Source organism: Flavobacterium calami (assembly GCF_038290035.1).
Taxonomy (GTDB): domain Bacteria; phylum Bacteroidota; class Bacteroidia; order Flavobacteriales; family Flavobacteriaceae; genus Flavobacterium; species Flavobacterium calami.
The window spans coordinates 120,112-145,901 of record NZ_JBBYHS010000003.1; the positions used below are offsets into that span (position 1 = coordinate 120,112).

Genomic DNA, 25,790 nt, shown 5'->3' on the forward strand with positions numbered 1-25,790 from the left:
CGCTGCGACTGAAAACACGGTAAACACTGAAAGTTTATTTTTTAGATTCGTCAATACGTTTCTGAATCAAATCCCAGGCGTAATAATGAAATGTCATTCCGTTACTCATTGCTACAAAAAGACCGTTTTTATAGGGTCCGCCTAAATTAATGCTGGTTACATCGGCACCATCACATTCGATTGTAGAAGTGGGAACTTCTGCCAGTAATTTATAACTGTTTGGATTTCCGTTAACACCTTCTCTCGGATACACCATAAACGTATTTGCCTGTTGATTGGATACTAAAATATATCCTGTAGAATCTGTTTTTTTGTAAATCGCAATTCCTTCGTGATCGGCTTTGAAGTCTTTTTGTCCAAAAAATGCCAATTCTTTATTATCATTTAGAGCCGGATCTGCCTTGTATTTTCTGATTCCCACTTGCTCGTCACAATAGTAAACAGCACCCAACTCATTATCAACCGCAATCGCTTCGATTTCTTTTTTACCGCTGTAAGTTCCAAATTTGCGCACTACTTTTCCATCAGCAAACTTTCCGTTTCCAAAAAGTTCGTATTGCCATAAATAACTTCCTGAAGGACCTGTTTTTCTTCCCACAATGGCAAATATTTTACCATCCGTCGGACGTGTGTATAAAGCAACTCCCATCGGATCACGCAAATCTTCTCCTTCAAAAACTGAAATTCCTCCATTATCAATTGGCTCTAAATCAGGCAGACTGAAGATTCTGATTTTGTTGCTTTCGCGTTCTGTTGTAACGGCGATATCTGTTTTTTTTCCGTCAATAATCAATCCGTAAGCGATATCAACGTTGTTCGGACGTTTTAAAGGAATTGATTTTTTAAGGATTTTGCCGTTCAAATCAAAAGCGTACAAACCACCGTCTGTATCTTTATCTGTTCCTACTATAATACTTTTTGCAGCATCAGTTGGGTGAATCCAGATCGAAGGATCGTCAGTATCGTGAGGTAAAGCTTCTGTAACCGCTGTTGGTTTTACCGCATTTGGTGCCACCTGAGCCAGTTTATCATCTTTACACGCTGTGAATGAAAGTGCTAAAAGTAAAAAGGCAATTATAGATTTATTCTTCATTTTATAATGTATTTGTAAGCAATTAGACAGAGCCGTTAAACTCTGTCTAATTTAAGAATTTTAAAAAACAGGTTTTACAAGTCTAATTTCAACCCGAAATTGTAACGAGCCTGATAGTATTCTGCTTGTTTTGTATTCGATTCAAGTCCCTGATAGTAACGCAACGGCTGATTTGTTAAGTTATTGGCTTCTGCAAAAAAGCGAAGTTTCGGCGTAATTTTATAAGAAGCATTCGCATCTAAGAAAAATTGTTTGTCATAGAAACTGTCGTTGTATGCTTCTGAACCTAATTCATCTAAATAATCTGAAGTGAAGTTAGTAGAAATTCTTGCAGAGAAACGTTTGTTTTCCCAAGACAATGATCCGTTGAACATGTGTGGAGCAGTTCCTGGAAGGCTGATGTTGTTTCTTTCATTTCCGTCTTCGTCAGCGATTCCTTTTGCTTCAGATTTAGTGTAAGTATAGTTCAGATAAATACCGAAACCTTTTAAGAAAGCTCCAGGTAAAAAGTCTAACTGACGCTGAAAAGCTACTTCAAAACCATAAACATCAACAGTATCACCATTTCTTGATTGTAAAAATGACCAGTTTTCTCCTGCCGGAATTGGATTTACCTGATTTGGGAAATCTGCAGCAAATTTGGCATCAGTATATTGGTTATCGCTATAGTTGTAAATGAAATCATTTAATCTTTTGTAAAAAACACCTCCAGAGATCAAACCAACTGATTTGAAATAATTCTCAGCCATGAAATCATAATTGTATGAATACGTTACATCTAGATCCGGATTTCCGGCAGTAATTTCTTTATCTGCCGCAATATTGTTTACATAAGGAGCTAATGCGTAATAGTTTGGTCTTGCTAAAGCAGTAGTCGCAGCAGCTCTTAAAACTAAATCTTTTGTAGCATTATATTGAAATGAAAGACTTGGTAATAAATTAGTATAAGAGTTTGTCGTGTTGATTTGGCTTTCTAATTCTTCTTCATCTAAAACACGGTTTCCTGTATAATCAATGTGTGTGTTTTCAACACGGAAACCCAAAACCATTGAAAGTTTATCATTAAAATCCTGATCCCATCTTATGTAAGCTGCAGAAATTCTTTCTTTAGCATTATAGTTAACAGCTAAATATTCAGCCGGATCTGCTTCTTTATCAAATAAGCTGGCGTTATTAAGATCTAAACTTCCTAAGAAATCAGCCGAAGCGAAAGTTCCCGGTACATATTTACTTCCCGGATTAAAGTTTTTTCCATCAAAATAGCTGGTTGGAACTTCAGATAATAATTCCATTCCGTCATTAATTGGCTCGTAAGCATAGAAAGTGTTGTTTCTTTCTTTTTCTTTCAAACGAAGTCTAAGACCTGTTCTCAATCTTCCTTTTTCACCTGCAATTACAGAGAATGGAAAACGGATGTTCACTTTTGCTCCAAATTCACTTTCGCTGGTTTCATCTGTGTTTTCGGTTACAGAGTCAAATTCGAACTGATCATTTGCCTCACCAACAGTTGTCAATAAAGGAAATCTTGGATCAGATAAATCCTGGAACATCTCTAAACCTTTCTGACGGTATTCGATGTAACGTTCCTCTGGACGGTATTCCCTTGCCTTTGCATAGTTGGCAGACCAGTCTAAATCTAATTTTGAACTTATCAAATGTTCTCCACGAAGCGAATAATTTTGAACAGTTTGTTGTTCTAATCTTCTGTTTTTGTTGCGATTATTATCAACACCACCTTTTGTCTGACGTTTTACACGTCCTTCAAAACCAGTGATTTCTTCACCATTGTAAAGTGGTTCGATATCATCATAAGTAGTTCTGAAACGGTTTTCTCTGTCATCTCTCCAATTGTAGATTGCATTAGCAAAAATAGTATTGTTTTCGTTGAATTTATAATCTAAAGCTACAGAAGCACTTCTACGGATACGCTGTACATCATATTTTCTAATTTCTGATGCCTGTAAATACTGGTTTCCGAAATCGTCTTTAACCCATTCGTTTTCAATGTTATCAGAACCATAATCTACATTATTATACGATCCGCTGACAACCATTCCTAATTTATTATTAACGAATCTGTTACCATAAACTAATCCTGCTGTATATGAAGCATGTTCACGAATTGGAAGATATCCTCCTGCAAGTGTTGCTGAAATTCTTTCCCCGTTTGGCGTCGCTCTTGTAACTAAGTTTACAGAACCTCCAATCGCATCAGCATCCATGTCTGGTGTTAATGTTTTGTTTACTTCGATAGTCGAAATCATATCAGAAGGAATCAAGTCCATCTGAACGTTTCTGTTGTCTCCTTCTGCAGATGGAATACGGTCACCATTTAAAGTTACAGAGTTCAAAGACGGAGCCAAACCTCTAATGATAATGTTACGCGCTTCACCCTGATCGTTTTGCATCGTGATACCCGGAACACGTTTTAATGCATCACCCACATTGGCATCCGGAAAACGGCCCACCTGATCTGATGAAATTACGTTTCCGATATTTTTGTTGTTTTTTTGCTGGTTCAGTGCTTTTGCCTGACCTTTTAAGATATCACCCACAACAACCTCATTTAATTCTGTTCCTGTAGTCTTAAGAGCAAAGTCGATTACGTTGTTTTTACCCTGTTCTACTGTAATTTCATGAGTGGCAGAAGTATATCCAATATATTTTACAGTTACCTGATACGTTCCCACATTAATATTTAGCAATTCAAATCGTCCATTATAATCTGAGATAGTGTACTTGTTCTCACCAACAATTTGAACCATGGCTCCCGGTAAAGGAAGTTTGTCATCAGCATCTAATACCTTTCCTGATATTATTGCTTTTTGAGCATACCCTGATATGGTTAATAAAAAGAGTATTGCTACTGCATAAAAATTTTTCATTGTGTGTTTTGGTTTTATTTTGGTTGCGAAACTATAACCTTAGTATTATTAAAACTTCTGAAAAAAATTAATATACTGTTATGATTGGGAGTTTAAAATGGCAAATATTAATATTTAAGTAACATTGGAATAGCATGACTAATTAGTAAATAGTTACTAGTGATTAGTAGAATGCGGGACTATGAACATTTGCAGTTGTTATAAAAGCCTAAATTTAGATGGTTAAATCAATTTTGTTTTCTTATTCGATGAACAAAAAACTAATTACTAAGCACTAATTACTATGGCCTAAACAATCACAAAACCACCAAATAATTGATTCACAACCAAAAACAAATTGACTATTTGCATTGCAATTGAATTTTTGGCGTTAAATTTGCCTTATCAATCAATCAAAAATCATCAATCATGTTAAAACAATTTTTTATCCTGTGTTCAGGAGCCGACCGAAAACTTCTCGAAGGCTGCTCAGAAGGCGAACAAACCAAATATGTGGGTATTGGCGCCACCGTTTTTTTTACCGCAGTTATGGCTTTTCTAGCCAGTGCCTATGCCCTTTTTACTGTTTTTGACTCTATTTATCCGGCTCTGCTTTTTGGATTTGTATGGAGTTTACTTATTTTTAATCTGGATCGTTTTATTGTATCTACGATTAAAAAAAGAGATCGTCTAATGGATGAATTTCTACAGGCAACTCCGAGAATTATACTAGCGATTATTATTGCTATTGTAATTTCGAAGCCACTCGAAATCAAAATTTTCGAAAAAGAAATCAATACCGTTTTGCTGAAGGAAAAAAATGAAATGGAACTGGCGAATAAAAAGCAGGTTGGCAATTATTTCAAATCAGATTTAGATAAAAACAAAGCTGAAATTGCGGCTTTAAAAGCTGATATTCTGAAAAAAGAGAAAGAAGTAAACGATTTATACTCCACTTATATCACAGAAGCCGAAGGGACTACAGGAACTAAAAGATTAGGTAAAGGACCCGTTTATAAAGAAAAGAGAGAGAAACACGATGCTGCTTTAAAAGAATATGAAACATTAAAAACAGCTAACGAAGCCAAAATTGCCGAAAAAGAAAAAACAGGCACACAGCTTCAGGCCGATCTGGACAAAAAAGTTTCGCAGACACAGCCAATCATTGAAGGTTTTGACGGATTAATGGCGAGAATCAATGCATTGAATAAATTACCATGGCTCCCTTCATTTTTCATCATGCTATTGTTTTTAGCGATTGAAACGTCTCCGATAATTGCCAAATTGCTGGCTCCAAAAGGCGAATTCGATATTAAGCAGGAAGAAGCTGAAACTGCCATGAAAGCTACTTTGGAACAAAATAAATACCAGCGTGAGTTACTGATCAAAACAAGTGCCGAAATGCACGACAAAGTATATGCTGATATTGCCGAAGACAGAAACCTGTACAATCTGCAGCGAAAAAATGCGACTGAATTGTTAGAACTGCAATCAAATGGTTTTTTAGAAAAACAAAAACAGACACTTTAAAGTGCAATATAAACTTCGATACTAAAAAAAAGAGTCCATTAATAATAAATGGGCTCTTTTTCGTTAAACTCGGTTATTAAGAATAAACAACTGTATGACCTATAGAGGTTGTATATGATGAAGACAAAATAGTATTTACAAATATCCATTCTGCTTTTACGTTACTACTGGTAAAAGTTGTCAGTATATATCCTCTTCGTGACGCATCAAAATAATTCAGATCATCAACCAAAGTGGTCAATGCTGCCTCAAAACCTTTGAGCGTTTCCGGGCTTGGGTTATTTCCTAAATATAATTCAAAACCAGGAGAAGTAATTCCCGAAGTTGCCAATTCAATACCTACTTCTGTTTTGTCCTGTTTTGTTAATTTACTACTCCAGGCATTATGTGTATCACCTGCAAGTGTTATGATCTTTTTATTGCCAAATGCATTATATAGCATCTCACGGTCTACAGGATATCCGTCCCAGGCATCTAAATTATAAGGAAGTACTGTTGAAACCCTTGCAATTTCCTGTGCCGTAAGCGTTGGATCATTATTTGCTAATCGCACTTTTATTGTAACCAGCTCTGTTAAAATAGCATTGAAATTTGGTGTTCCAAATGCGGTCAGCATTTCAGCAGGAACATACATTTTTGCCATCAATACCTGTTGCCCTAAAACCTGCCATTTAGCTGTATTTGAATTGACGATTTGTGTCAGCCAATTGCGTTGAGTAGTTCCTAATAAAGCCCTGGAAGGATTTGTAATGTCTGCCTGATACTTTATACCATTAAAGCCAGAAGCAGTTATATAATCATTCATATTTAATTGCTTATCTCTGCCAATAATGCGGGTGTCGAGCATTGTAAGGCTGACCAAATTCCCTAAATTAAAATTTCTGTAAATTAGACTTTGATTATTTGCTTCTAACCTCGAAAAAGGCAAAAATTCACTATAAGCCTGTAAAGCATTTTGTTTTCTGGTTTCATAATTCCCCTCGCTGTCCGAATGATTTTCTGCACCTTCTTTATAAGCATCATTTGCTACTTCGTGGTCGTCCCAAACGCATATAAAAGGTTTTTTCTGATGAGCTAATTGTAAATCTGCATCAGATCTGTATTGTTTGTAACGAGTTCTGTAATCTTCTAAAGTAAGGATTTCATGAGCTGGCTGATGTAAGCGATTTAAAGAAGCGTTTTGGGCATTCGATCCATATCCGCCTGCTTCGTATTCATAAAAATAATCGCCAAGATGTACGATGACATCGGCCTCAGATTTTGCCATAGCATTGTAAACGTTAAAAAGACCTGCCTGATAATTAGAACAGGAACAAACAGCCAATTTAACACTAGAGGCATTTTCCGGAAAAGTAATGGTCTCTCCTGTAACAGAAATAGCCTTATCTTCCTTGTTACTGAAACGGTAATATAATTTTTGGTTTTCTGCCAATTCTGTTAGTTCGACAGCAATGGTATTATCTCTGGAAAGTTCAGTTGTAATAATTCCGCTTCTGAGTATTTTATTAAAATCTATATCTTTAGAAACTTCCCAAAGTATTTTTTTGTCCGGACTATTATAACGTGTCCAAATGATTACTTTAGATTTAGTCGGGTCAAAGCTCGCTACACCCTGATTGAAATTAATTTTGGTATAATCGGTAACATTAATTTTGCTTTCATTTTCGTTGTCATCATCATTACAACTAATAAAGTTTGGAGCTAACATAATTGCTCCTGTCGCTAATATTGTGTTTCTAATAAACTGCCTTCTACCGTTTTTCGATGTTTCCATATTGATTTTAGTTTTATGTAAAATTGGGAATATCAGAAAAAGTAAAAGTTATTATAGTTTTATGATAACGTCAAAAAACAGAAAAACAAGGAAAATAAGCGTTAAAATTAATAGGTAAATGTAAATTTATTGGTCAATAGTTTTTTTTTCGAATTAGATTAAATCATAAAAAAATCTAATGAAACAACATCGAGTAATTCCCAATATAAAATGGAAAGTTTTAACCCCCAATGACCATTTCGGAAACTAGCAGGTGTAAACCCATAAAATGTCTTAAAAGCAGCCGAAAAATGAGAGATGTCTTTATAGCCACATTTATAAGCAACTTCGCTTACATTTGAAGTTTTGTTTTTGAATAACTTTTTAGCATACTCCATTCTGAGTTTGGTTACATAACTTTTTACAGTGGTTTCAAAACAGGCTTTGAATCCTTTTTTGAGTTTAAATTCGTTAAGCGATATTAATCTCGAAAGCTCCAAAAGTGAAGGCGCATTTGTAAAATTGCGTTCTAAAATTCTTTTGGCTTCCAATAATTTTTTATAATCCTTTTCATCTACAGGAGCTTTGCTTTCAAATTCCTTCAAAGATTCAAGCTGAAAAATTAAAAGCTCTTTGATCTTAGCCTCCAGGTACATTTTTTTCATCGAGCCTGAATATTTACAATTCTTTATTTCGTGAATAGCCCATTGAATCTCTGAATTGAACGGAACGTATTTTGGCGTAAGATAACCTGTTTTTTTCTGTAAAATATTTTTAGAGAATTTTTGATGTAAATCCCAGTTTTCATTAATCAATTTAGAATAAAAATCGGGAGACAAAATAATCGACAGGTAATTAATTTCTTCTGATTGAGGGATTTTGAAGGTAGCATTGAGTTTTGATGTGTAAAGAATGTTGTGGGTATTTTCTATAGTATATTTTTCACTTTCAATCTCATCAATATCGGCTTCTACATTATTGCAGCAAATAAAATTGAGTACTACAGATTCTCCAACCATTTCAGTGCGGATTGTTTGAGGAGCCGAAAAACACATCTGAATATCAATAATCAAAATATCTTCGGTAATAAGATTGGTACTTGCGATTTCTCCCAAATGTTCCTTTTTTATATTGACATTTTCTTCAGCAAAATGATTTTTTTGAATGTAAGTTCCGGTTTCAATATCTATTATTGGCTCTTCCTCTCCCAGAATGATTGATTTAAATCTCAAAATATAATCCGTTTTTACAAAATAATAATCCGTTTTTCCCTATCCGTTTTAAGTGCTGTCATGGTACTTTTGTTGCAAATTTATTTATAATAAGTCTAATTAAGAACAATATCTGCTAAAATATTTAAATACCACCCATGTTTAATAAATACACTTTTCTTATTCTGTTTATTTTAATGACTTTGTCGTCATATTCACAGGAAAAACAGACTAAAGAAAAAACCGCTGCTCCCGAAAAAACCAAAGAAAAAGACTCCGAAGCAGAAACATTAGAAAACATTACTGTACAGGGAACATCAAAAAAGAAAAAAATAGAGACTTCGGGATTTGCTGTTGGTATTATAGAAACGAAAGAAGCATCGTTAAGAAATTTGACAACAAATGAATTGCTTGACAGATCAGTTGGTGTTCGCGTTAGACAAAATGGAGGAATAGGCTCAAATGTAGAGTATAACCTTAATGGGATGTCTGGAAGTACTATCGGGATTTTTATTGACGGAATAGAAGCTTCTACTTACGGTTCCTCGTTCAATTTGAATAATATACCTCCAGCTATGATCGAACGAATTGAGGTTTACAAAGGCGTTCTTCCATCACACTTAACTGGCGATTATGTAGGAGGAGCTATTAATGTGGTATTGAAAAAGGATGTGTCTAAAAACAGTTTAAACATGGCTGCTTCTTACGGTTCATTCAATACTTTTCAATCTGATTTAGGAGGAACGTATCGCGATAAAAAAACAGGATTATCAGTAAGAGGTTCAGGATTTTATACTTATACTGACAATAGTTATGAAACTTGGGGAAAATCAACAACTTATGTAAATAAGGATCAACAAATATTACCATATCGTGCTAAACGCTTCAATAATACCTATAAAAATATTGGTGGCCGGATTGAAGCTGGATTTGCCGATACCAAATGGGCTGATCAATTTTTTATTGGCTACAATGGATCCAGTAATTATAGTGAAATTCCACATGGAATAACAATGGCGACTCCTTATTTAGGCAGGTTTAGTAAAACTAAAGCCAATGTATTAATGTTAAATTATACAAAGAAAAATTTCCTGGTAAAAAATTTAGCTTTAACTACAAATGCTACACGAAGCTACCGCAGCACTTATCTTCAGGATACCGTAGGTTATGCCTACAACTGGGACGGAAAAATTAGAGAAACGCCTATTTATGTAGATCTTTATGACGAAAATGGAAATCCTATATATGAAAGAGATGGAAATGGTAATATTAAATACAGACCTGAAACAAATGAACCAATCATCGCAACTGAAAAAAAATATGTTCTTTTAAAAACACTTCGTGGAGGACAACAAGGAGAAAAAGTGATATCCAATGTGGAAAGAAAAATTACCAATATCCGTTCCAATTTGGGTTATATGATTTTGGATGGTCATCGCGTTTCATTGAATCATAAACTAGAAGCCACTGACAGAAAGGATGAAGATTTATTAAATCAAACTATTACCAATTTAGCTACCATTAGCAAGATTACAAAGAATATTATTTCGATGAATTATGAAGCCGAAACCTTCAACAGAAAACTACGAACCAATATTTTAGGAAAATACACTAACAATAAAACAAATCAGACAAAGTATGAGATAGCTACTGTCGACGGCGTAAATTCAATTGTAAAAAAAGACAGCACAACAGTCGATTATAATTTTGGGTATGGCGCAACGGTTTCCTATACTATTTTAACCAATTTATTCCTCATTGCGTCTACAGAGAATTCTCCTATTATGCCTTCAGAAGAGCAAATATTTGGATCACCTGAAAGAAACATTCTGCCTAATCTTGGTTTACAACCTGAAAAATACATCAACTATAATTTAGGTTTCCGCTGGGGTCCATCCGATTTTGGTAAGCACAGAATTTCATTATATGCTAATTTGTTTTGGCGAAACGGTTATGATAAAATTGTTCAGCAAACCGTAGCAGACACAGAAATTGAAAACCCGGTAGACGCTAATATTCAGGTAACTAAATACGTAAATCTTGATCAAACACAAGCCAAAGGTTTTGAAGCCGAAATTATTTACATCTATAACAACCGTTGGAATACTTCTTTTAATATTTCGAAATTCAACAATCTGGATAAAAGTGAATTAGATAGCGAAGGTAATGCAAATAATTACTATGGACATCAGGTATCTAACGAACCTTTTTTTACGATGAACTTAAATACACAGTATGGTATTCCTAATATATTTCAAAAAGGATCTATACTCAACGCCTATTATACTATTGGATATGTAGGAGAATATTACACAGTAAGGGGACAGCCGGAATGGTCAAAAACACCTAACCAGTTTCCTCAGGATTTAGGGGTGAGTTATCGTTTCCCTTCTAAGAAACTAGTCGCCAGCTTAGATATAAAAAATATTTTCAATGCCGAGATTTATGACAATTTTCAAATCCAAAAACCCGGCAGGGGCATCTTTTTCAAATTGAATTACACAATAAATAATTTTTAAACATCAATAAATCAATATCATGAAAAAAAATCTATTTAAAACAGTACTATTCAGTACAGCTACTATAGCAGCTTTAATATTAGGAAGCTGTAGTAATGATGACAACAATTCAGGAGAAAACCCTTCTGGTGGAGACGGAGACAGCAAACGGTGGATTTCTATTACCGGATCATTCCCAGATGACGAAGGAACTCCTGGGGACGGAGGTACTCGTGCTTATGCTATTTCTGAAGAAAATGCAGCCAACCCAAATTATGTGGTGGAGTTATTTAAAATGCAGGGTGAAAAATATGTAAACGGTTTTGGTTTAAAATCTGCCCGTACAGCTCGTGTACAAGCATCTGCTGATGGAAAATTCCTGTACAACATTCAATATACCGGAACTGACGGTGGAGTATTCAATAAATATGCTGTAAATGGGGAAGGCAATTATGAAGAAGTAGGTTTTGAATTGAATACTGCAACAATTCTTGGAAATGCACCTCGATGGGTAAAAGCTGCCGAAGGAATTGGTGTGGGTGTTTATGCTAGTGCTGGTACTATATCATACGAAGGTACTGCTCCAAATTTTGTTTACAAAGGCAGAGAAAGTGAAATTAAAATCGCAGTTCTAAATTTAGATAACACCTCTATTACTAATACTAATGTATTTAATTTTCCATTTACAGATGCAGAAAAAGCTGCCGGTTACAGCGTAGGCCGTATTGATGTTCCTGTACTAAACGCAGCAAAAGACAGAATTTATATTGGATGTAATGTAAGCAAAATTAATCCTGCTGGAACAATAACAATCAATAACTCAGGAATACCTTCCTGGCCAAGTGATGCTGCAAATATTGATGGTACAAAAACATTAGTAGTAGATTATCCTTCATTAAGAAACCCAAGAGTTATTACTTCTACACTTACAAAAACTAACAACCACGGGTACCGTACTATGACACAACACGTGGGTACTGATGGTCATATTTATCAGGCTGTATTTAGTAATTCTGGTGGATCTGAAATATTACGTATTAGTAAAACTACTTACAATTATGATCCAAATTTCCACTTTAACTTAAATACTGTTTTAGGAATTACTGGTGCAAACATTAAAGCATTCAAATATGTTAAAGATGGATTAGCTGTAGCTCTTTATACAATTTCCGGTACTCCTGGTGGATATATCGCTTTAATAAACCTTAATGATAAATCAGCCACTAAATTGGCTACTGAAATTGAAACGAATGCTGGTTTAAATACTACCTTAGGTCAATACCAAAATATTGGTGTAATTGGTGACAAAGTATATGTACCTTTAAGCCCGGCTGGTGTAGATGGTAATATTTACATTATCGATACTAAAGCAAAAACAATTACAAAAGGTGCTCAGTTAAAAGCTGCTTCAGGAAGTTTCTACTTAGGAGCTTACTAAAATTTTGCTCCTAAAAAAATAATTCTAATTTGGTTAAAAACAGGTGTTGATTTATCAGCATCTGTTTTTCTGTTTTTAAAGAACTTTCAAAAACAAAAAAACCTATTTCGCATTAATGGAAATAGGTTTCTTGATAATTTATATAAATCGTTTCTTCTAAACGTTCTTCAAATTAATAATTTCCTGATCTGTCAAAAATCGCCAGTTTCCTCTCGGTAAGTTCTTTTTGGTCAAACCGGCAAAAGACACACGGTCAATACGCAAAACATTATATTCAAAACTTTCAAAAATCGCACGTACTACTTTTACATTCGAAGTACGCAACTTTAAGCCTACTTCGCTTTTTGGCTCGTTGTCAATATAACTGATTTCTTCAACAAATACACGATGACCATCAAGAACAAGTCCTTTGCTTATTTTCTCTAAATCCTCAAATTTCAGGTTTTTATCTAATGAAACCTGATAAATTTTAGACGATTTCTGACTCGGTAAGGTAAACTTACGAATCATGTCCGTATCATTCGTAAATAACAACAAACCGGTTGTGTTTTTGTCCATTCTCCCAATCGGAGCAATTTTTGCCGTTGTAGAACCACGAACCAATTCTAAAACATTACGATATTCCTGACCTTCATCAAGAGCAGTCGTAAAGTTTTTAGGTTTGTTCAACAAGATATATTCTTTCTTTTCAGGAGTAAGGACAACACCATCAAAATTCACAACATCGTTCAGCTTTACCAAATACCCCATTTCAGTAACCGGAACACCATTTACTTTTACATTTCCTGACTGGATATACAGGTCTGCATCACGACGCGAACAAACTCCCGAATTCGAAATGTATTTATTCAAACGAATCTCGTCAGAAGCTTTCTGTCTTTTTGGAGCCTGATTTTGTTTTTTAATTTTTTGTGCTTTTTCTTCTTCAGCCGCCTTTACAGCAGGTTTCACTTTTTTAGGTCCCTGAGCACGCTTTGCCATAGGAGGTTTTGGCTTGCCGGAGTTTGGTCTTGAGCTGCTTGGTCTAGATCCGCCTCTTTTATTATTCCCTTCCTTGTTGTTCATAAATTCTGTAATTTGTGCAAAGATAGTTTATTCCTGCTAAATAATCTTAAGTTCAATATTGTTAGATTAATAGCATTACTGCTTTCATTAATCAGGAGTATCACAATTGGCTTTTTTTAAAGATTAATTATTATACAAAGCTGCACAGAGTTGGCAGAGAGCTTCTCAAAATTTATAATTCTCTGCAAATCTTTGCGAAAATGCTTTGCGAATCTCTGCGGAATAAAACCTAATAATTAGAAATCAGCTGTTTCCCGTGCCATAACACATTCGGATTGATCAAAACAATGCAGAAGACACCTGAAACAATCAAAAATTTAAGCACATTATGAAGCATCAGGTATTGCTCTTTAGAATTAGATTTCCATAAATATAGCAGAAAAAAAAGCATTGTTGCAAAGCACACATAAAAATAAATATCCATATAGCCCACATCATAAACATTAATCAGTACATAAACCGGAAGTACAGTCAAAAAAGTTAAAACAGTAATGATCTGTTTAGAAACCTTTTCGTTATAAATAACCGGAATCGTTTGGTAATTATTTGCAAGATCTCCTTTTAAATTCTCCAGATCTTTTATCATTTCGCGAATCAGCAGCAATAAAAAAAGAAACATGGCATGCGATGAAATTACCACAAAATGCCCTCTGTGATTCTCAAGTTCTTCAAACGAAACCTGATTGTAAAAAAATAACAGAATAGCGAAAAAAGGCAACACAGCCATAAATGCAGCCATTAAGTTTCCAATGATTGCATATTTTTTTATTTTATGAGAGTAAAACCAAATCAGGAAAATATAGGCCGAAAAGAATAAAAAAGCCCTCCAGGAGACTACCAGAGCCATTAAAGCGGCCATAAAATTCAAAGAAAAATAAACCGTTAGTTTTGTCTTTTGGCTCACCAGACGATCCAGCATCGATTTATTTGGCCTGTTGATTAAATCCTTTTGGCTGTCGTAAAAATTATTAATAATATAACCCGAAGCAATCGTAATCGCCGAAGCAAAAACAATCAAAAACAAATAAAAATCCAGTAGAATATCCAGAGCTCTTTTCTCAGGAGCAAGTATAAAAATAGCCGATAAATACTGGGCTAAAATAATGATAGGAATGTTATAGCCGCGTACGACAGAAAACAAACTAACAATTTTCATTACTATAAGTTTGTGCTGTCTGCTTAACATTCTGCGAGTTTAAATTTTAGAAAAAAGGTTTCTATTTAGAATTGATAAACAACCTCTAATTTATAATCTTTTAGAGAAGCTTTTGCACGTTCTAAATCTTCAGTAAACCCTAAAATATAACCACCGCCTCCAGAACCGCATAGTTTGAGATAATAATCATTGGTATCAATCCCGTGCTGCCAGATTCCGTGAAACTGTTCCGGAATCATAGGTTTGAAATTATTTAAAACGACTTTTGAAAGCTTTTTAGTATTGGTAAACAAAGATTTCATATCCCCGTGCAAAAAGTTGTCTACACAGGCATCGGTATATTTTACAAACTGATTTTTCAGCATCGCACGAAAACCCTTGTCTTTCAGGTTTTCCATGAAAATATTGACCATAGGAGCGGTTTCGCCTACAATTCCTGAGTCTAATAAAAAAACAGCCCCTTTTCCGTCAAAACTCTGAGTCGGAATACCGGTTGCTTCAATATTATCTTTAGAATTAATTAAAATCGGAATACTCAAATAGCTGTTCAAAGGATCCAAACCGGAACTCTTTCCGTGGAAAAAGCTTTCCATGTGAGAAAATATATTTTTTAACTGTAAAAGTTTTTCGCGTGTAAGATTTTCTAAAACAGTAATCTTGTTGTTTGCATATTTATCATAAATAGCCGCTACAAGGGCGCCACTGCTACCAACACCATATCCCTGCGGAATACTGGAATCGAAATACATTCCGCTTTCAACATCATTTTGAAGCGTTTGTAAATCAAAAGTAACCAATTCGGGCTCCTGCGACTGCAAAACTTCGAGATAAGAAGCAAAACTTCTTAAACTTCTGTTAGATGCGATTGCTTCTTCACTAGGTTCTTCGCTTTTCTTCAAAGCGCCGTTGTAAAAATTATAAGGAATAGAAAGTCCTTTAGAGTCGCGGATAATTCCGTATTCTCCAAAGAGTAATATTTTTGAGTAAAATAATGGTCCTTTCATATTATTTAATGTCTTTATTTATTTTATTTGGGTTTTGTCTGGTGTCAAAAAAGTTGATAATAGTTATTTCTTTTGAACTAAAAACATAATAAAAAGTAGTCTGTCTTGTTAGAACACATTTTCTAATCCTTTTGTTTTTTTCACTGTAAGGAAAACTTTCCGGATGTAAAAGAATTGCTGAAATTGATTTATCAAATTTTTTAAGAAAATCAATTTTTCTTTTTGTTGACCATTTTGTTTCGATGTAGCTCAAAATTTTTTCGAAAGATCTTTCGGCTCTTAGAGTAAATTCGATATTTCTCAACCTCAACCGTGTCTTTTTAAAATTGATTCGTAACTCACAACTTCTCCTCTTTCAAATTCCTGCATACCTAGTTCAAGATCCTCTTTTTGCTCATCAGTCAAATCATCCCACCAGTCTTTCTGTTCTTTTTTGAAAATTTTTCGAATAGATTTTAATATAGCCGGATCCTCTGTATCCGCTAACAACTTTATCAGTTCAAGTTTTTCTAATTGAATGTCCATAATCAAAAATTTAACTAAAGATACGCAAAATTATAATGCAATTGCACCTTCTCCAATTTCGTCGCAAATGTACTGACCATTTTGGCAAAAGCCAACTAATTCGTTCTTAATAAATTGTAATACTTTTTCTTTTACATTTTCAGGATAAAGCACATGCACATTTGCACCGGCATCAAGGGTAAAACAAACCGGAGTTTTTGTTTCCGCTCTGAATTTCCAGATCGTGTTGATAATCTGTAATGTATTTGGCTTCATGAGGATAAAATAAGGCATCGACGTCATCATCATGGCGTGCAAAGTCAATGCTTCACTTTCTACAACCTTGATAAATTCTTCTACATTTCCACTTTCGAAAATAGCGATTAATTTATCCAGATTCTCGTGTGCCTGGGCAAAACGGCTGTAGGCATACGGGTGATTGTGCATTAAATCGTGCCCAACTGTACTCGAAACCTGTTTTTCTCCTTTGTCAACCAATAAAATGGTATCCTGATAATTATGGAAATTTTCATGAATTACATGCGGAAATTCAATCCCAAATAAATCAGAGCTTCCTTCGATATTTGCCTGATTTCCCCAAACAACAACATTTCCTTTCACGCTTCGGCAGGCACTTCCTGAACCTAAACGAGCCAGAAAAGATGCTTTTTGGTAAAAATACTCATCCGTCATTTCCGGGTTGAGCTTTTTTTCTAAACCCATAAAATTCATCGCCAAAGCGGCCATTCCGGATGCCGAAGAAGCGATTCCCGAGCTGTGCGGAAAAGTATTATGAGTATCAATCGTGAAATGATAGTCTTTCAAAAACGGCAGATATTCTTCAATTCGCTCTAAAAACTTTCTGATTTTTGGTTTGAAATCTTCTTTTGGTTTTCCTTCAAATAATAAATCGAATGAAAAAGTATCCTGACTCTCTTTCTTTTCAAAAGCAAGTTTCGTAATCGTTTTGCAATTATTCAGTGTAAAACTTACCGATGGATTCGCGGGAATTTGATTGTCTTTTTTCCCCCAATATTTCACTAATGCAATATTGCTGGGAGCGCTCCATTCAAAATTTCCGTTTTCGATTGTTGAAGAATATGCTTTAGGAATAAAATCAGCTGCTGTAAACATGAATTGTAAAATTTTGGCAAAGATAGTTTTTAAATTTTTTCACCATATAAGTTATATAAGAAATATAAGCAGCTTTTACTAAAATGAACTTATGCGACTTATATGGTTTGAAATTTTTCTTTTTGACTATTTTTGATTCAAAATTTGATTATCATGAATAAGTTCGTAAAAATAGCAATAGCGGTAGTAGTTTGTTTGGCAGTAGGATATTCTGCAAGTCTGGTAACAAGACCGAGTGTAGCAGAGTGGTATCCAACAATTGAAAAACCTTTTTTTAATCCACCCAACTGGATTTTTATGCCGGTCTGGACCTTGCTTTATATTCTAATGGCCGTTGCTGCCGGATTAGTCTGGGATAAAATAAAAGAGCAAAACGAAGAAGTCAAAAAAGCTTTAGGATTCTTCATCATTCAGTTAACATTGAATGCTGTCTGGTCGTACTTATTCTTCGGATTGAAAAACCCTATGCTGGCTTTAATTGAAATTGCGCTTTTATGGCTGATGATTTACGAAACGTATTTAAAGTTTATCAAAATCAATAAAACGGCTGGTTACTTATTGATTCTTTATTTAGCCTGGGTTGGTTTTGCAACGATTTTGAATGCGAGTATCTGGTGGTTGAATAAGTAACTTTTGTTTCAGGTTTCAGTTTTTTTTGTTTCAGATTTTAAAGAACTAATGAATATTAATTTTCAACCTCTGTTTTCAACTTCTTAAACTCTTCGTTTTTAGCATACAAAAAATCCATCGTAGCCAGAATATTTGGATTTTCTAAAAGGATTTTAGATTTTGGGTCAGCTTCGCAGAATTCAATAAAAAGCGCTGTTTCTTCGGGTTTTAATTTCAGATCTTTTGTTAAAAAATCAGGGTTTAAAGTACTTTTTATAAGCTGGTTTAAATCAATTTTGGGAATTTCTTTTTTAGGAGTTTCTTCTTTTTTGAATAAATTCCGAATTTGTTTTCCAAGGTAAATAAAATCTGTTCCGTTGGGCATAGTTGCTTCTTTATAGCCTGCAATTGGAAGACCTTCTTTTGATTTATGAGAGTTTAGCTTAATCTGTTCTATTTCTTCTTTAGTCAACCAGCCGCCAGATTTTTTATTATTTAAAACGACAACTTCGTGCAATTCTTCCGGTCTGGCAACCATATTGACAACAAGATTGTGATCCAGATCCTTCTGAGTGAGTTTGAATCTTGTAAAATAATGCTTTTTTGAGAAAAACAGCAGACTGTCTTTTACATTTGCCAAAATTGAGAATTCGCCTTTATCGTTAGTAGTGGTACTTGTTTTAGCCGTTTTGTTAATGACTTCAACATTTTTAAGCGCCAAATTCTCAGAAATGACTTTTCCGTGCAGAAGTTTATCTGTTTGAGAAACGCTTAATTGATAAGTAAAAAAAGAAATTGTAGTAAGTAATTTTACTCTCATACAGAATTAATTTGCTGAGAGTAAAATTATTAGAATAATCTTAATAAAAACTTACTAATTATGTAAATTCCTGTTAATACTTTAAATCTAAATAACGGTTTACAATATTTCCATTAATTCCGAAGCCCTGTTCACAACCACTTTTGCACCGCTGTTTTTCAGTTCTTCTTCTGTTCTGTAACCCCAGGTAACGCCAACCGGAAACATATTCGCATTTACTGCGGTCTGCATATCGATATCAGAATCGCCAACAAAAAGGATTTCTTCCGGCTTCAAATTCCATTTTTTACCAATTTCTAAAGCCTCAAACGGATTTGGTTTTTTAAGCGCTTCGGTACTTAAACCAACTGCTGTATCAAAATGATTCGGGAATATTTCTGAAGCTATTTTCTTCGTTAATTCATCTGCTTTGTTCGAGAAAACAGCCATTTTGATGTTCTGCGAAGTCAGGTTTTCTAACAACTCAACAATTCCATCATAAGGTTTTGTTTTCAGCGTACAGATTTCACGATATTCGTTAATCATACATTCAAAACAAATTTCGATCTGTTCCTCTGAATTGTTGGTTGCAGGAAGTGCTTTGCTGACCAAATTTCTTAAACCACTGCCGATAAAATATTGATAAGTTTCGTAAGTATGAGTTGGGTAATTTAGACCTTTGAGCACTTTATTCATTGCGTCTGAGATGTCTTCCAATGAATTGACTAAGGTTCCGTCTAAATCAAAAATAATTCCTTTATATTTCATGTTGTATTAAATATTTTGAGCCAGAATAAATCCGCTTGTCCAGGCATTCTGAAAATTAAACCCTCCTGTTATGGCATCGATATTGACAATTTCGCCTGCAAAATAAAGATTTTCATGTATTTTGCTTTCCATTGTTTTAAAGTTAATTTCCTTTAAATCGATTCCGCCAGCCGTTACAAATTCTTCCTTAAAAGTACTTTTTCCGTTAACTTTAAATTCGGATTTGGTTAATTGTGAAGTTAGATTCTGCAATTGAATTTTAGATAAATCTGCCCATTTGGTTTCGGTTTCAATTCCCGAAGCTAAAACTAAACTTTCCCACAAACGATTCGGGACCCGAGCGCCAGCGAACTGGCCGATAGGCAAATCAAAAGGTGATTTTTTTGAAACGGCTTTTTTGGCATGTTCCTGTTTTAATTCTTTCAGAATTTTTTCAGCATCTTCATAATCGACATCATTCAACCAATTTACAAAAATCGTAAACTGGTAATTTTTATCGTGAAGGATTCGTGCTCCCCAGGCCGAAAGTTTCAGAATTGCAGGTCCGCTCATTCCCCAATGGGTGATTAATAAAGGTCCGGTTGATTCTAATTTGGTATCTTTTACATTTACGGTTACCTGTGCCGCAACACCGGGCAATTCTTTAATTCGGGAATCTTTGATATTGAAAGTAAAAAGTGAAGGAACCGGACTCACAATCGCATGACCGTGTTCCTGAAGCATTTCCCAGATTTTTGGGTTGCTTCCCGTAGCCATTACTAATTTTTCGGCAGCAAAATTGTCACTTTGTGTGTCAATCTTCCAGTGGTTTTCTTTTTTGAAAATAGATTGTACACTCTGACCTGTCAACACTTTTATTCCTAATTTTTCGGTTGCTTTTAGAAAGCAATCAATTATGGTTTGCGAGGAATTAGAAACCGGAAACATTCTGCCGTCTTCTTCGATTTTTAATTCGACACCATGTTTTTCGAACCATTCAATTGTATCGCCTGAACAAAACTGATGAAATGGGCCGCGAAGTTCTTTTTCGCCCCGAGGATAAAATTTAATCAATTCGTTAGGCTCAAAACAGGCATGTGTTACATTGCATCTTCCACCGCCGGAAACACGAACTTTAGAAAGCACTTCTTTTCCTCTTTCTAAAATGGCGATTTTCAGTTTCGGATTTTTCTCAGCAATATTTATCGCTGTAAAAAATCCTGCAGCGCCTCCGCCAACGATGATAATGTCGAAATTTTTGATCATATTTTTTTGTTCGCCACGAATTCACAAATTTTTATTCTCATAGATTGTAAAAAAATAAATTCGTGATTCGTGGCTATTTAAACTTTATATTTTATCTGGATTATCAGAGATAATTCCGTTTACCTGATAACTTTTTACTTTTTGAATGTCTTCTTCCGAATTTACTGTCCACGGAAAAACAAAGAATCCCTTTTCCTGAATTTTGCTGACATTTTCTTTATTCAATAATTGAAAATCAGGATGGATTGCTTTTGCTTTTATGGTTTCGGCGAAAGCCAGAGCAGTATCAATATTTTCTTCTGTTAAAACACCAATCGGGATATTGGGATTTAGATTCTGAACTTCTTTTAAAGCATTCCAGTCAAAACTCGAAATGATAAAGTGGCCATAATTCCAATCTTTCTCTGCAATGTATTTTTCGATTAAAGAAACTACATTGTTTGAAGTATCAGCATTTTTTAATTCGACGTTGATGAAACATTTTTTATTGACTAAATCAAAAACCTCATTTAGAGTTGGGATTTGAAATTCATCAGCGATTAAAAATGATTTTAATTCGGCTAAAGTGTAGGTGTTGATATCCCCTTTTCCGTTGGTCATTTTGTCGATGGTTTCGTCGTGCATCACGATTATATGACCGTCAGCGCTGAGGTGAACGTCGAGTTCGATTCCGTCTGAATGTAAGTCTAAAGCTTTTTGGAAAGCCTGAAGTGTGTTTTCGGGTTCGTATGCTTTTGCGCCTCTGTGAGCTATTTTTAGAATATTCATTTTTATAGTTTCAGAGTTGCAAAGGTACAAAGTTGCAGAGGAAAAATAATAGCTCCGAATTCACGAATTTTTATTCTCAAAGATTATCAAAAAAATGTAGAATGAGGTCTTAAAAAAGATTAAGTTTCTCGCAGATTTGGCAGATTGAGCAGATAATTAAAATGAATCTGTTGAATCTCCAGAATCTGCGAGAGAAAAATATTATTCCAATTCTAAAACCAAAGCTGATTTTGGTTCCAGCGTAATTTCAGAAGCTAAATCAAATGTTTTTCCTGTAATAACATCTTTACCTGATTTATAGTTCTTGATGTTTTCTTTAAAACGATTGGTTTTTATAGTCTGCAATTTTGCATTGTTATTGAAAACCACCATTACCGTTTTAGCATCTGTGTATCTGAAATACACATAGGTATTGTTTTCCGGAATATAATGTGTCATTTTTCCGGAATGAACCGCTTCGTTTGATTTTCTCCAATTAAATAATTTCGAACTGAAATCAAAGTAAGCAGCCTGCTCAGAAGTTCTTGCTGCTGCGGTAAAAGCGTTATTTTTGTCGCCATCCCATCCGCCCGGGAAATCCTGACGAATATCGGCATCACCGCCTTTAGCTTTATCACCGCCCATTCCAATTTCGGAACCGTAATAAATCTGTGGGATTCCGCGAACTGTAGCCAACAAAGTCATAGCCAGTTTGTATTTCGCTAAATCATATTTAAAAGTGTGATTCATACGATCGGTGTCATGATTTTCGGCAAAAACCAGCAGATTGTTGGTGTTTGGATATAAATAATCCATCGCAAAATTGTTGTAGAATTTAATTAATCCGCTGTCCCAATTAGGTGTATCATCGTTGAAAACAGAACCAATCTGGCTTTGAAGCGTAAAGTCCATTACACTTGGCAAATTCGAATTGTAGTTCTTTATTTCTCCTATTTTGCTGTCTTTCTGCCAATAGGCCAAACTCGCCTGATTGTGCATCCAGATTTCACCCACAATATTAAAATTTGGATACTCATTCGTAACCGATTTTGCCCAGTTTGCCATTGCGGTCGGATCAGAATAATTATAAGTATCTACTCTAAAACCATCGAGATTGGCAAATTCAATCCACCAAATGGCATTTTGCGTTAGATATTTTGCAACCAAAGAATTTCTAAGGTTCAAATCCGGCATTGAAGGTACGAACCACCCATCAATACAAACTTCCTGATCGATTTTTGAAGCGTGAGTGTCCGGAATTACTTCACGTCTGTGATTTGTCTGAGTAAAGTTTTCAAATTGATTGAACCACGTTTTGGTTGGAATATCTTTCATCATCCAGTGCGAAATTCCCCAGTGATTGGTAACATAATCCATAACCAGTTTCATGTTTTTTTTATGCATTTCTGCAGACAAACGAGCGTAATCGTCATTGGTTCCGTAGCGAGGATCTATTTTGTACACATCAGATTGTGCATAGGTATGATAGGAATATTCCTTGTCGTTGTCTTCGCATAAAGGGGTGCTCCAAATAGTGGTTGCTCCAAGAGAAGAAATATAATCCAGGTTCTTGATGATTCCTTCGATATCTCCACCGTGGCGTCCGCCCGGCAAAGCACGATTTCCTTTTTCAGTCAGAGAAGCATTGCTATCATTTTTCGGGTTTCCATTTGCAAAACGATCCGGCATAATCAGGTAAATCAAATCTGATGCGTCATAACTTTTTCGGTCAGCAGAATTGGCTCTTCTTTCTTTAAGCGTATATTTTTGTTTAAAGGCAACTTTATTATTGTTTTTGAAAGAGAAAACCAATTCAGAAGCTTTTACATCTTTCGTATCTATGGTTACAAAAAGGTAATTTGGATTTTCTGTTTTTTCTACATTTTTAATCACCACATTATTTGAAACAGAAGCTTCGTATTGTGAAATATTTTTTCCGTAAAAAAGAATCTGCAGTTCCGGATTTTTCATCCCGGCGTACCAAAATGGTGGTTCTACTTTTTGGATTTGCGCTTTCGCGGAAGCGGAAACCAACAGGACCAATAAGATTAACTTATAAAAAGAATGTTTTAAGAAAATCATTTTAAGGTTTTTCATAGTAAGTAAATTTAAACCATATAAGTAATATAAGTACATGTAAGCGTACGTTTGAATTAAATGAGCTTATATTATTTCTATGGTAAATTTAAAATTATTTGGTTTCAATAATACTGATCGCGTAACCTCCGCCCGGAGCAGATAACTGCGATAATTTTGATTTATTGGTTACAGCAATTTTCCTGATCGTGTAAGCCTGCGGATTTGTTTTGTAATGTGCCTCTTTTGCATCAGCATAAATAGTTGCGGTATATTTTTTACCTTTTTCAAGGAAGCTGAAATCGATGTTTGAAGTACGTGGCGTTTCTCCGTTTACATTTCCAACGAACCAGTTGTTTGTTCCTTTTGCTTTACGGGCAACCGTAACGAAATCTCCTGGCTCTGCCTCGATATATTTACTTTCTGACCAGTCTACAGCCACATCTTTAATGAATTGGAAAGCATCCGGGAAACGGTTGTAATTCTCAGGCGTATCAGCTGCCATTTGTAACGGACTGTACATCGTAACGTATAATGCCAATTGGTTAGCCAATGTACTGTTTACGTGTGATTTGTTATCAGGATTCATTTTACTGATATCCATTTCGAAGATTCCAGGCGTGTAATCCATTGGGCCGCCGATTAAACGTGTAAATGGTAAAACCGTAACGTGGTTTGGTTTTGAACCTCCAAAAGCCTGATATTCTGTTCCTCTTGCGGCTTCGTTTCCAATTAAATTTGGATAAGTTCTGCAGATTCCCGTTGGACGAATGGCTTCGTGGGCATTCACCATAATTTTATAGTCAGCCGCTTTTTCAACTGCATATTGATAGTGGTTTACAATCCATTGACTGTAATGGTTTTCACCACGAGGTAAAATATCACCTACATAACCGCTTTTTACAGCGGTATATCCGTTGTCGTTCATGAATTTGTACGCTTTATCCATGTGGCGCTCGTAGTTACGAACAGATCCGGAAGTTTCGTGGTGCATGATGATTTTTACACCTTTAGACTTTGCATATTCTTGAAGCCCTTTCACATCAAAATCAGGATAAGGCGTCAGGAAATCAAAAACATAATCTTTAGAATGTCCAAACCAGTCTTCCCAGCCTTCGTTCCAGCCTTCGACCAAAACAGCATCAAAACCGTGTTGTGCAGCAAAGTCAATGTATTTTTTTACGTTAGCATTGTTTGCTCCGTGTGTACCGTTTGGCTTAGCTTTCGCGAAATCTGTAACTCCCAATTGAACTGTTGGATAATCGTTTGTGTACGACCAGGAACTTTTTCCTGTAATCATTTCCCACCAGACACCCACATATTTAACCGGTTTAATCCATGAAGTATCATCAATTTTTGATGGATCGTTTAAGTTTAAAGTCATTTTTGAAGCTAAGATTTCTCTCGCATCATCGCTCACCATAATGGTTCTCCAAGGCGAATGGCTTGGTGCCTGCATATACCCTTTATCACCTTTTGCATCCGGCGTTAACCACGATTCAAAAATCATGTTTTTATCGTCTAAATTCAGGTGCATACAAGAATAGTTGATCAAAGCTGCTTCGTGTAAGTTAATGTAGATTCCGTCAGCAGTTTTCAACATTAAAGAAGTCTGAACTCCTGTTGGCGAAAAAGATTTTTGAGAAACATTAGCTGTATAGGCTTTCTCCGCTAAACCTCTGATTTCTGATAATTTCGATTTGGTATAATCATATTCCTGAGTATCGTAATCTCCCGGAATCCAGAAAGCAGTGTGGTCACCCGCCATTGCAAATTGAGTTCTCTCTTCTTTAATAATAAAATAAGTAAGATTCTTTTGAGCCGGAAATTCGTAACGGAAACCTAAACCATCATCAAACAGACGAAAACGAATTACAATTTTTCTGTCTGTACTTTTTTGATTTAAAGTTACCGAAAGTTCATTATAATGATTTCTGATATGATCTACTTCTCCCCAAACCGGTTTCCAGGTTTCATCAAAAGTGCTGGTTTTAGTATCAACAACCGTAAAATCATTTAACAAAGATTTGGTATCGTTTTTAAGTTCAAGACCTAACTTACTGGTTTTTACAACTTCTTTGTTTTTGTATTTCAAATTGTAAGCTGGAGTTCCGTCATTTTGAAGCGCAAATTCCATTACGAACTTCCCTTCCGGTGATTTTAATTGCTGTGCATTTGCTTTTGAGCTGAATGCAAACAAGATTAAACTTGCGAAAAATAAGTTTTTCATATGATGATATTTATTTATTTTTAAAGGTCATATGTAATTCGCATATATTCAATGGTGTATTAGACC

At 35.1% G+C, this 25,790-nt stretch carries 20 protein-coding genes; 4 read left to right on the forward strand and 16 right to left on the reverse strand.

The annotated features are described in order from the left end of the window. Window positions 1-34 precede the first annotated feature (34 nt). Both AAEO57_RS03530 and AAEO57_RS03535 read right to left on the reverse strand, forming a co-directional pair. Window positions 35-1,093 (reverse strand): phytase, encoded by a 1,059-nt coding sequence (locus AAEO57_RS03530; RefSeq protein ID WP_341689534.1) that lies wholly within the window; start codon window positions 1,091-1,093, stop codon window positions 35-37. Between the two features lie 74 nt (window positions 1,094-1,167). After that, on the reverse strand, window positions 1,168-3,978 hold the full coding sequence (locus AAEO57_RS03535; RefSeq protein WP_341689536.1) for a TonB-dependent receptor: 2,811 nt from the start codon (window positions 3,976-3,978) through the stop codon (window positions 1,168-1,170). 408 nt (window positions 3,979-4,386) lie between these two features. Here AAEO57_RS03535 and AAEO57_RS03540 point away from each other — a divergent pair, with 408 nt between their 5' ends. Beyond that, window positions 4,387-5,487 carry a DUF4407 domain-containing protein gene (locus tag AAEO57_RS03540; protein WP_341689538.1) on the forward strand — a complete coding sequence of 367 codons (1,101 nt, stop codon included), beginning with the start codon at window positions 4,387-4,389 and terminating at the stop codon, window positions 5,485-5,487. A 76-nt stretch (window positions 5,488-5,563) separates the two neighbouring features. Here the strand turns inward: AAEO57_RS03540 and AAEO57_RS03545 are convergent, their stop codons facing one another. Both AAEO57_RS03545 and AAEO57_RS03550 read right to left on the reverse strand, forming a co-directional pair. Next, complete coding sequence (locus tag AAEO57_RS03545; protein WP_341689540.1) at window positions 5,564-7,261, reverse strand: alkaline phosphatase D family protein; 1,698 nt, start codon at window positions 7,259-7,261, stop codon at window positions 5,564-5,566. 158 nt (window positions 7,262-7,419) lie between these two features. Further along, window positions 7,420-8,472, reverse strand: coding sequence for an AraC family transcriptional regulator (locus tag AAEO57_RS03550; protein WP_341689542.1), 1,053 nt, complete (start codon window positions 8,470-8,472; stop codon window positions 7,420-7,422). Between the two features lie 137 nt (window positions 8,473-8,609). On the opposite strand from AAEO57_RS03550, the gene AAEO57_RS03555 reads away from it, so the two are divergent. Both AAEO57_RS03555 and AAEO57_RS03560 read left to right on the forward strand, forming a co-directional pair. Then, the gene (locus AAEO57_RS03555; RefSeq protein ID WP_341689544.1) at window positions 8,610-10,970 is read left to right on the forward strand and encodes a TonB-dependent receptor plug domain-containing protein; all 2,361 of its coding nucleotides are present in this window, start codon (window positions 8,610-8,612) and stop codon (window positions 10,968-10,970) included. Between the two features lie 19 nt (window positions 10,971-10,989). Then, window positions 10,990-12,387, forward strand: a complete 1,398-nt coding sequence (locus tag AAEO57_RS03560) for a hypothetical protein (protein WP_341689546.1) — start codon at window positions 10,990-10,992, stop codon at window positions 12,385-12,387. A 156-nt stretch (window positions 12,388-12,543) separates the two neighbouring features. Here the strand turns inward: AAEO57_RS03560 and AAEO57_RS03565 are convergent, their stop codons facing one another. The 6 genes from AAEO57_RS03565 to AAEO57_RS03590 form a co-directional block, all read right to left on the reverse strand. Next, window positions 12,544-13,452: a pseudouridine synthase gene (locus AAEO57_RS03565; RefSeq protein ID WP_341689548.1), complete on the reverse strand. Its 909-nt coding sequence runs from the start codon at window positions 13,450-13,452 to the stop codon at window positions 12,544-12,546. A 229-nt stretch (window positions 13,453-13,681) separates the two neighbouring features. Continuing rightward, entirely contained in the window at window positions 13,682-14,638 is a 957-nt protein-coding gene (locus tag AAEO57_RS03570) for a geranylgeranylglycerol-phosphate geranylgeranyltransferase (protein ID WP_341689549.1), read from the reverse strand. Between the two features lie 35 nt (window positions 14,639-14,673). Next, window positions 14,674-15,612, reverse strand: coding sequence for a mevalonate kinase family protein (locus tag AAEO57_RS03575; RefSeq protein ID WP_341689551.1), 939 nt, complete (start codon window positions 15,610-15,612; stop codon window positions 14,674-14,676). 1 nt (window position 15,613) lies between these two features. After that, window positions 15,614-15,922 (reverse strand): type II toxin-antitoxin system RelE/ParE family toxin, encoded by a 309-nt coding sequence (locus AAEO57_RS03580; RefSeq protein ID WP_341689553.1) that lies wholly within the window; start codon window positions 15,920-15,922, stop codon window positions 15,614-15,616. Next, on the reverse strand, window positions 15,919-16,137 hold the full coding sequence (locus AAEO57_RS03585) for a hypothetical protein (protein ID WP_341689555.1): 219 nt from the start codon (window positions 16,135-16,137) through the stop codon (window positions 15,919-15,921). Before AAEO57_RS03585 ends, AAEO57_RS03580 begins: the two co-directional genes overlap by 4 nt. A 30-nt stretch (window positions 16,138-16,167) precedes the next feature. Beyond that, window positions 16,168-17,250: a diphosphomevalonate decarboxylase gene (locus AAEO57_RS03590; protein ID WP_341689557.1), complete on the reverse strand. Its 1,083-nt coding sequence runs from the start codon at window positions 17,248-17,250 to the stop codon at window positions 16,168-16,170. Window positions 17,251-17,403: 153 nt separating this feature from the next. Between AAEO57_RS03590 and AAEO57_RS03595 the strand changes: the two genes are divergently transcribed. Then, window positions 17,404-17,880, forward strand: coding sequence for a TspO/MBR family protein (locus AAEO57_RS03595; RefSeq protein WP_341689559.1), 477 nt, complete (start codon window positions 17,404-17,406; stop codon window positions 17,878-17,880). Window positions 17,881-17,935: 55 nt separating this feature from the next. On the opposite strand, the gene AAEO57_RS03600 is transcribed toward AAEO57_RS03595, so the two are convergent. The 6 genes from AAEO57_RS03600 to AAEO57_RS03625 all read right to left on the reverse strand — a co-directional run bounded on the left by AAEO57_RS03600 (window position 17,936) and on the right by AAEO57_RS03625 (window position 25,724). Beyond that, window positions 17,936-18,679 (reverse strand): hypothetical protein, encoded by a 744-nt coding sequence (locus AAEO57_RS03600; RefSeq protein ID WP_341689561.1) that lies wholly within the window; start codon window positions 18,677-18,679, stop codon window positions 17,936-17,938. 99 nt (window positions 18,680-18,778) lie between these two features. Further along, window positions 18,779-19,426 carry an HAD family hydrolase gene (locus AAEO57_RS03605; protein ID WP_341689563.1) on the reverse strand — a complete coding sequence of 216 codons (648 nt, stop codon included), beginning with the start codon at window positions 19,424-19,426 and terminating at the stop codon, window positions 18,779-18,781. 6 nt (window positions 19,427-19,432) lie between these two features. Further along, window positions 19,433-20,671: a BaiN/RdsA family NAD(P)/FAD-dependent oxidoreductase gene (locus AAEO57_RS03610; RefSeq protein ID WP_341689565.1), complete on the reverse strand. Its 1,239-nt coding sequence runs from the start codon at window positions 20,669-20,671 to the stop codon at window positions 19,433-19,435. A gap of 84 nt (window positions 20,672-20,755) precedes the next feature. Continuing rightward, window positions 20,756-21,439 carry a glycerophosphodiester phosphodiesterase gene (locus AAEO57_RS03615; protein WP_341689567.1) on the reverse strand — a complete coding sequence of 228 codons (684 nt, stop codon included), beginning with the start codon at window positions 21,437-21,439 and terminating at the stop codon, window positions 20,756-20,758. Window positions 21,440-21,640: 201 nt separating this feature from the next. Beyond that, complete coding sequence (locus tag AAEO57_RS03620; RefSeq protein ID WP_341689569.1) at window positions 21,641-23,515, reverse strand: glycoside hydrolase family 13 protein; 1,875 nt, start codon at window positions 23,513-23,515, stop codon at window positions 21,641-21,643. Between the two features lie 94 nt (window positions 23,516-23,609). Next, window positions 23,610-25,724, reverse strand: coding sequence for a glycoside hydrolase family 97 protein (locus AAEO57_RS03625; RefSeq protein ID WP_341689571.1), 2,115 nt, complete (start codon window positions 25,722-25,724; stop codon window positions 23,610-23,612). Window positions 25,725-25,790: the final 66 nt, after the last annotated feature.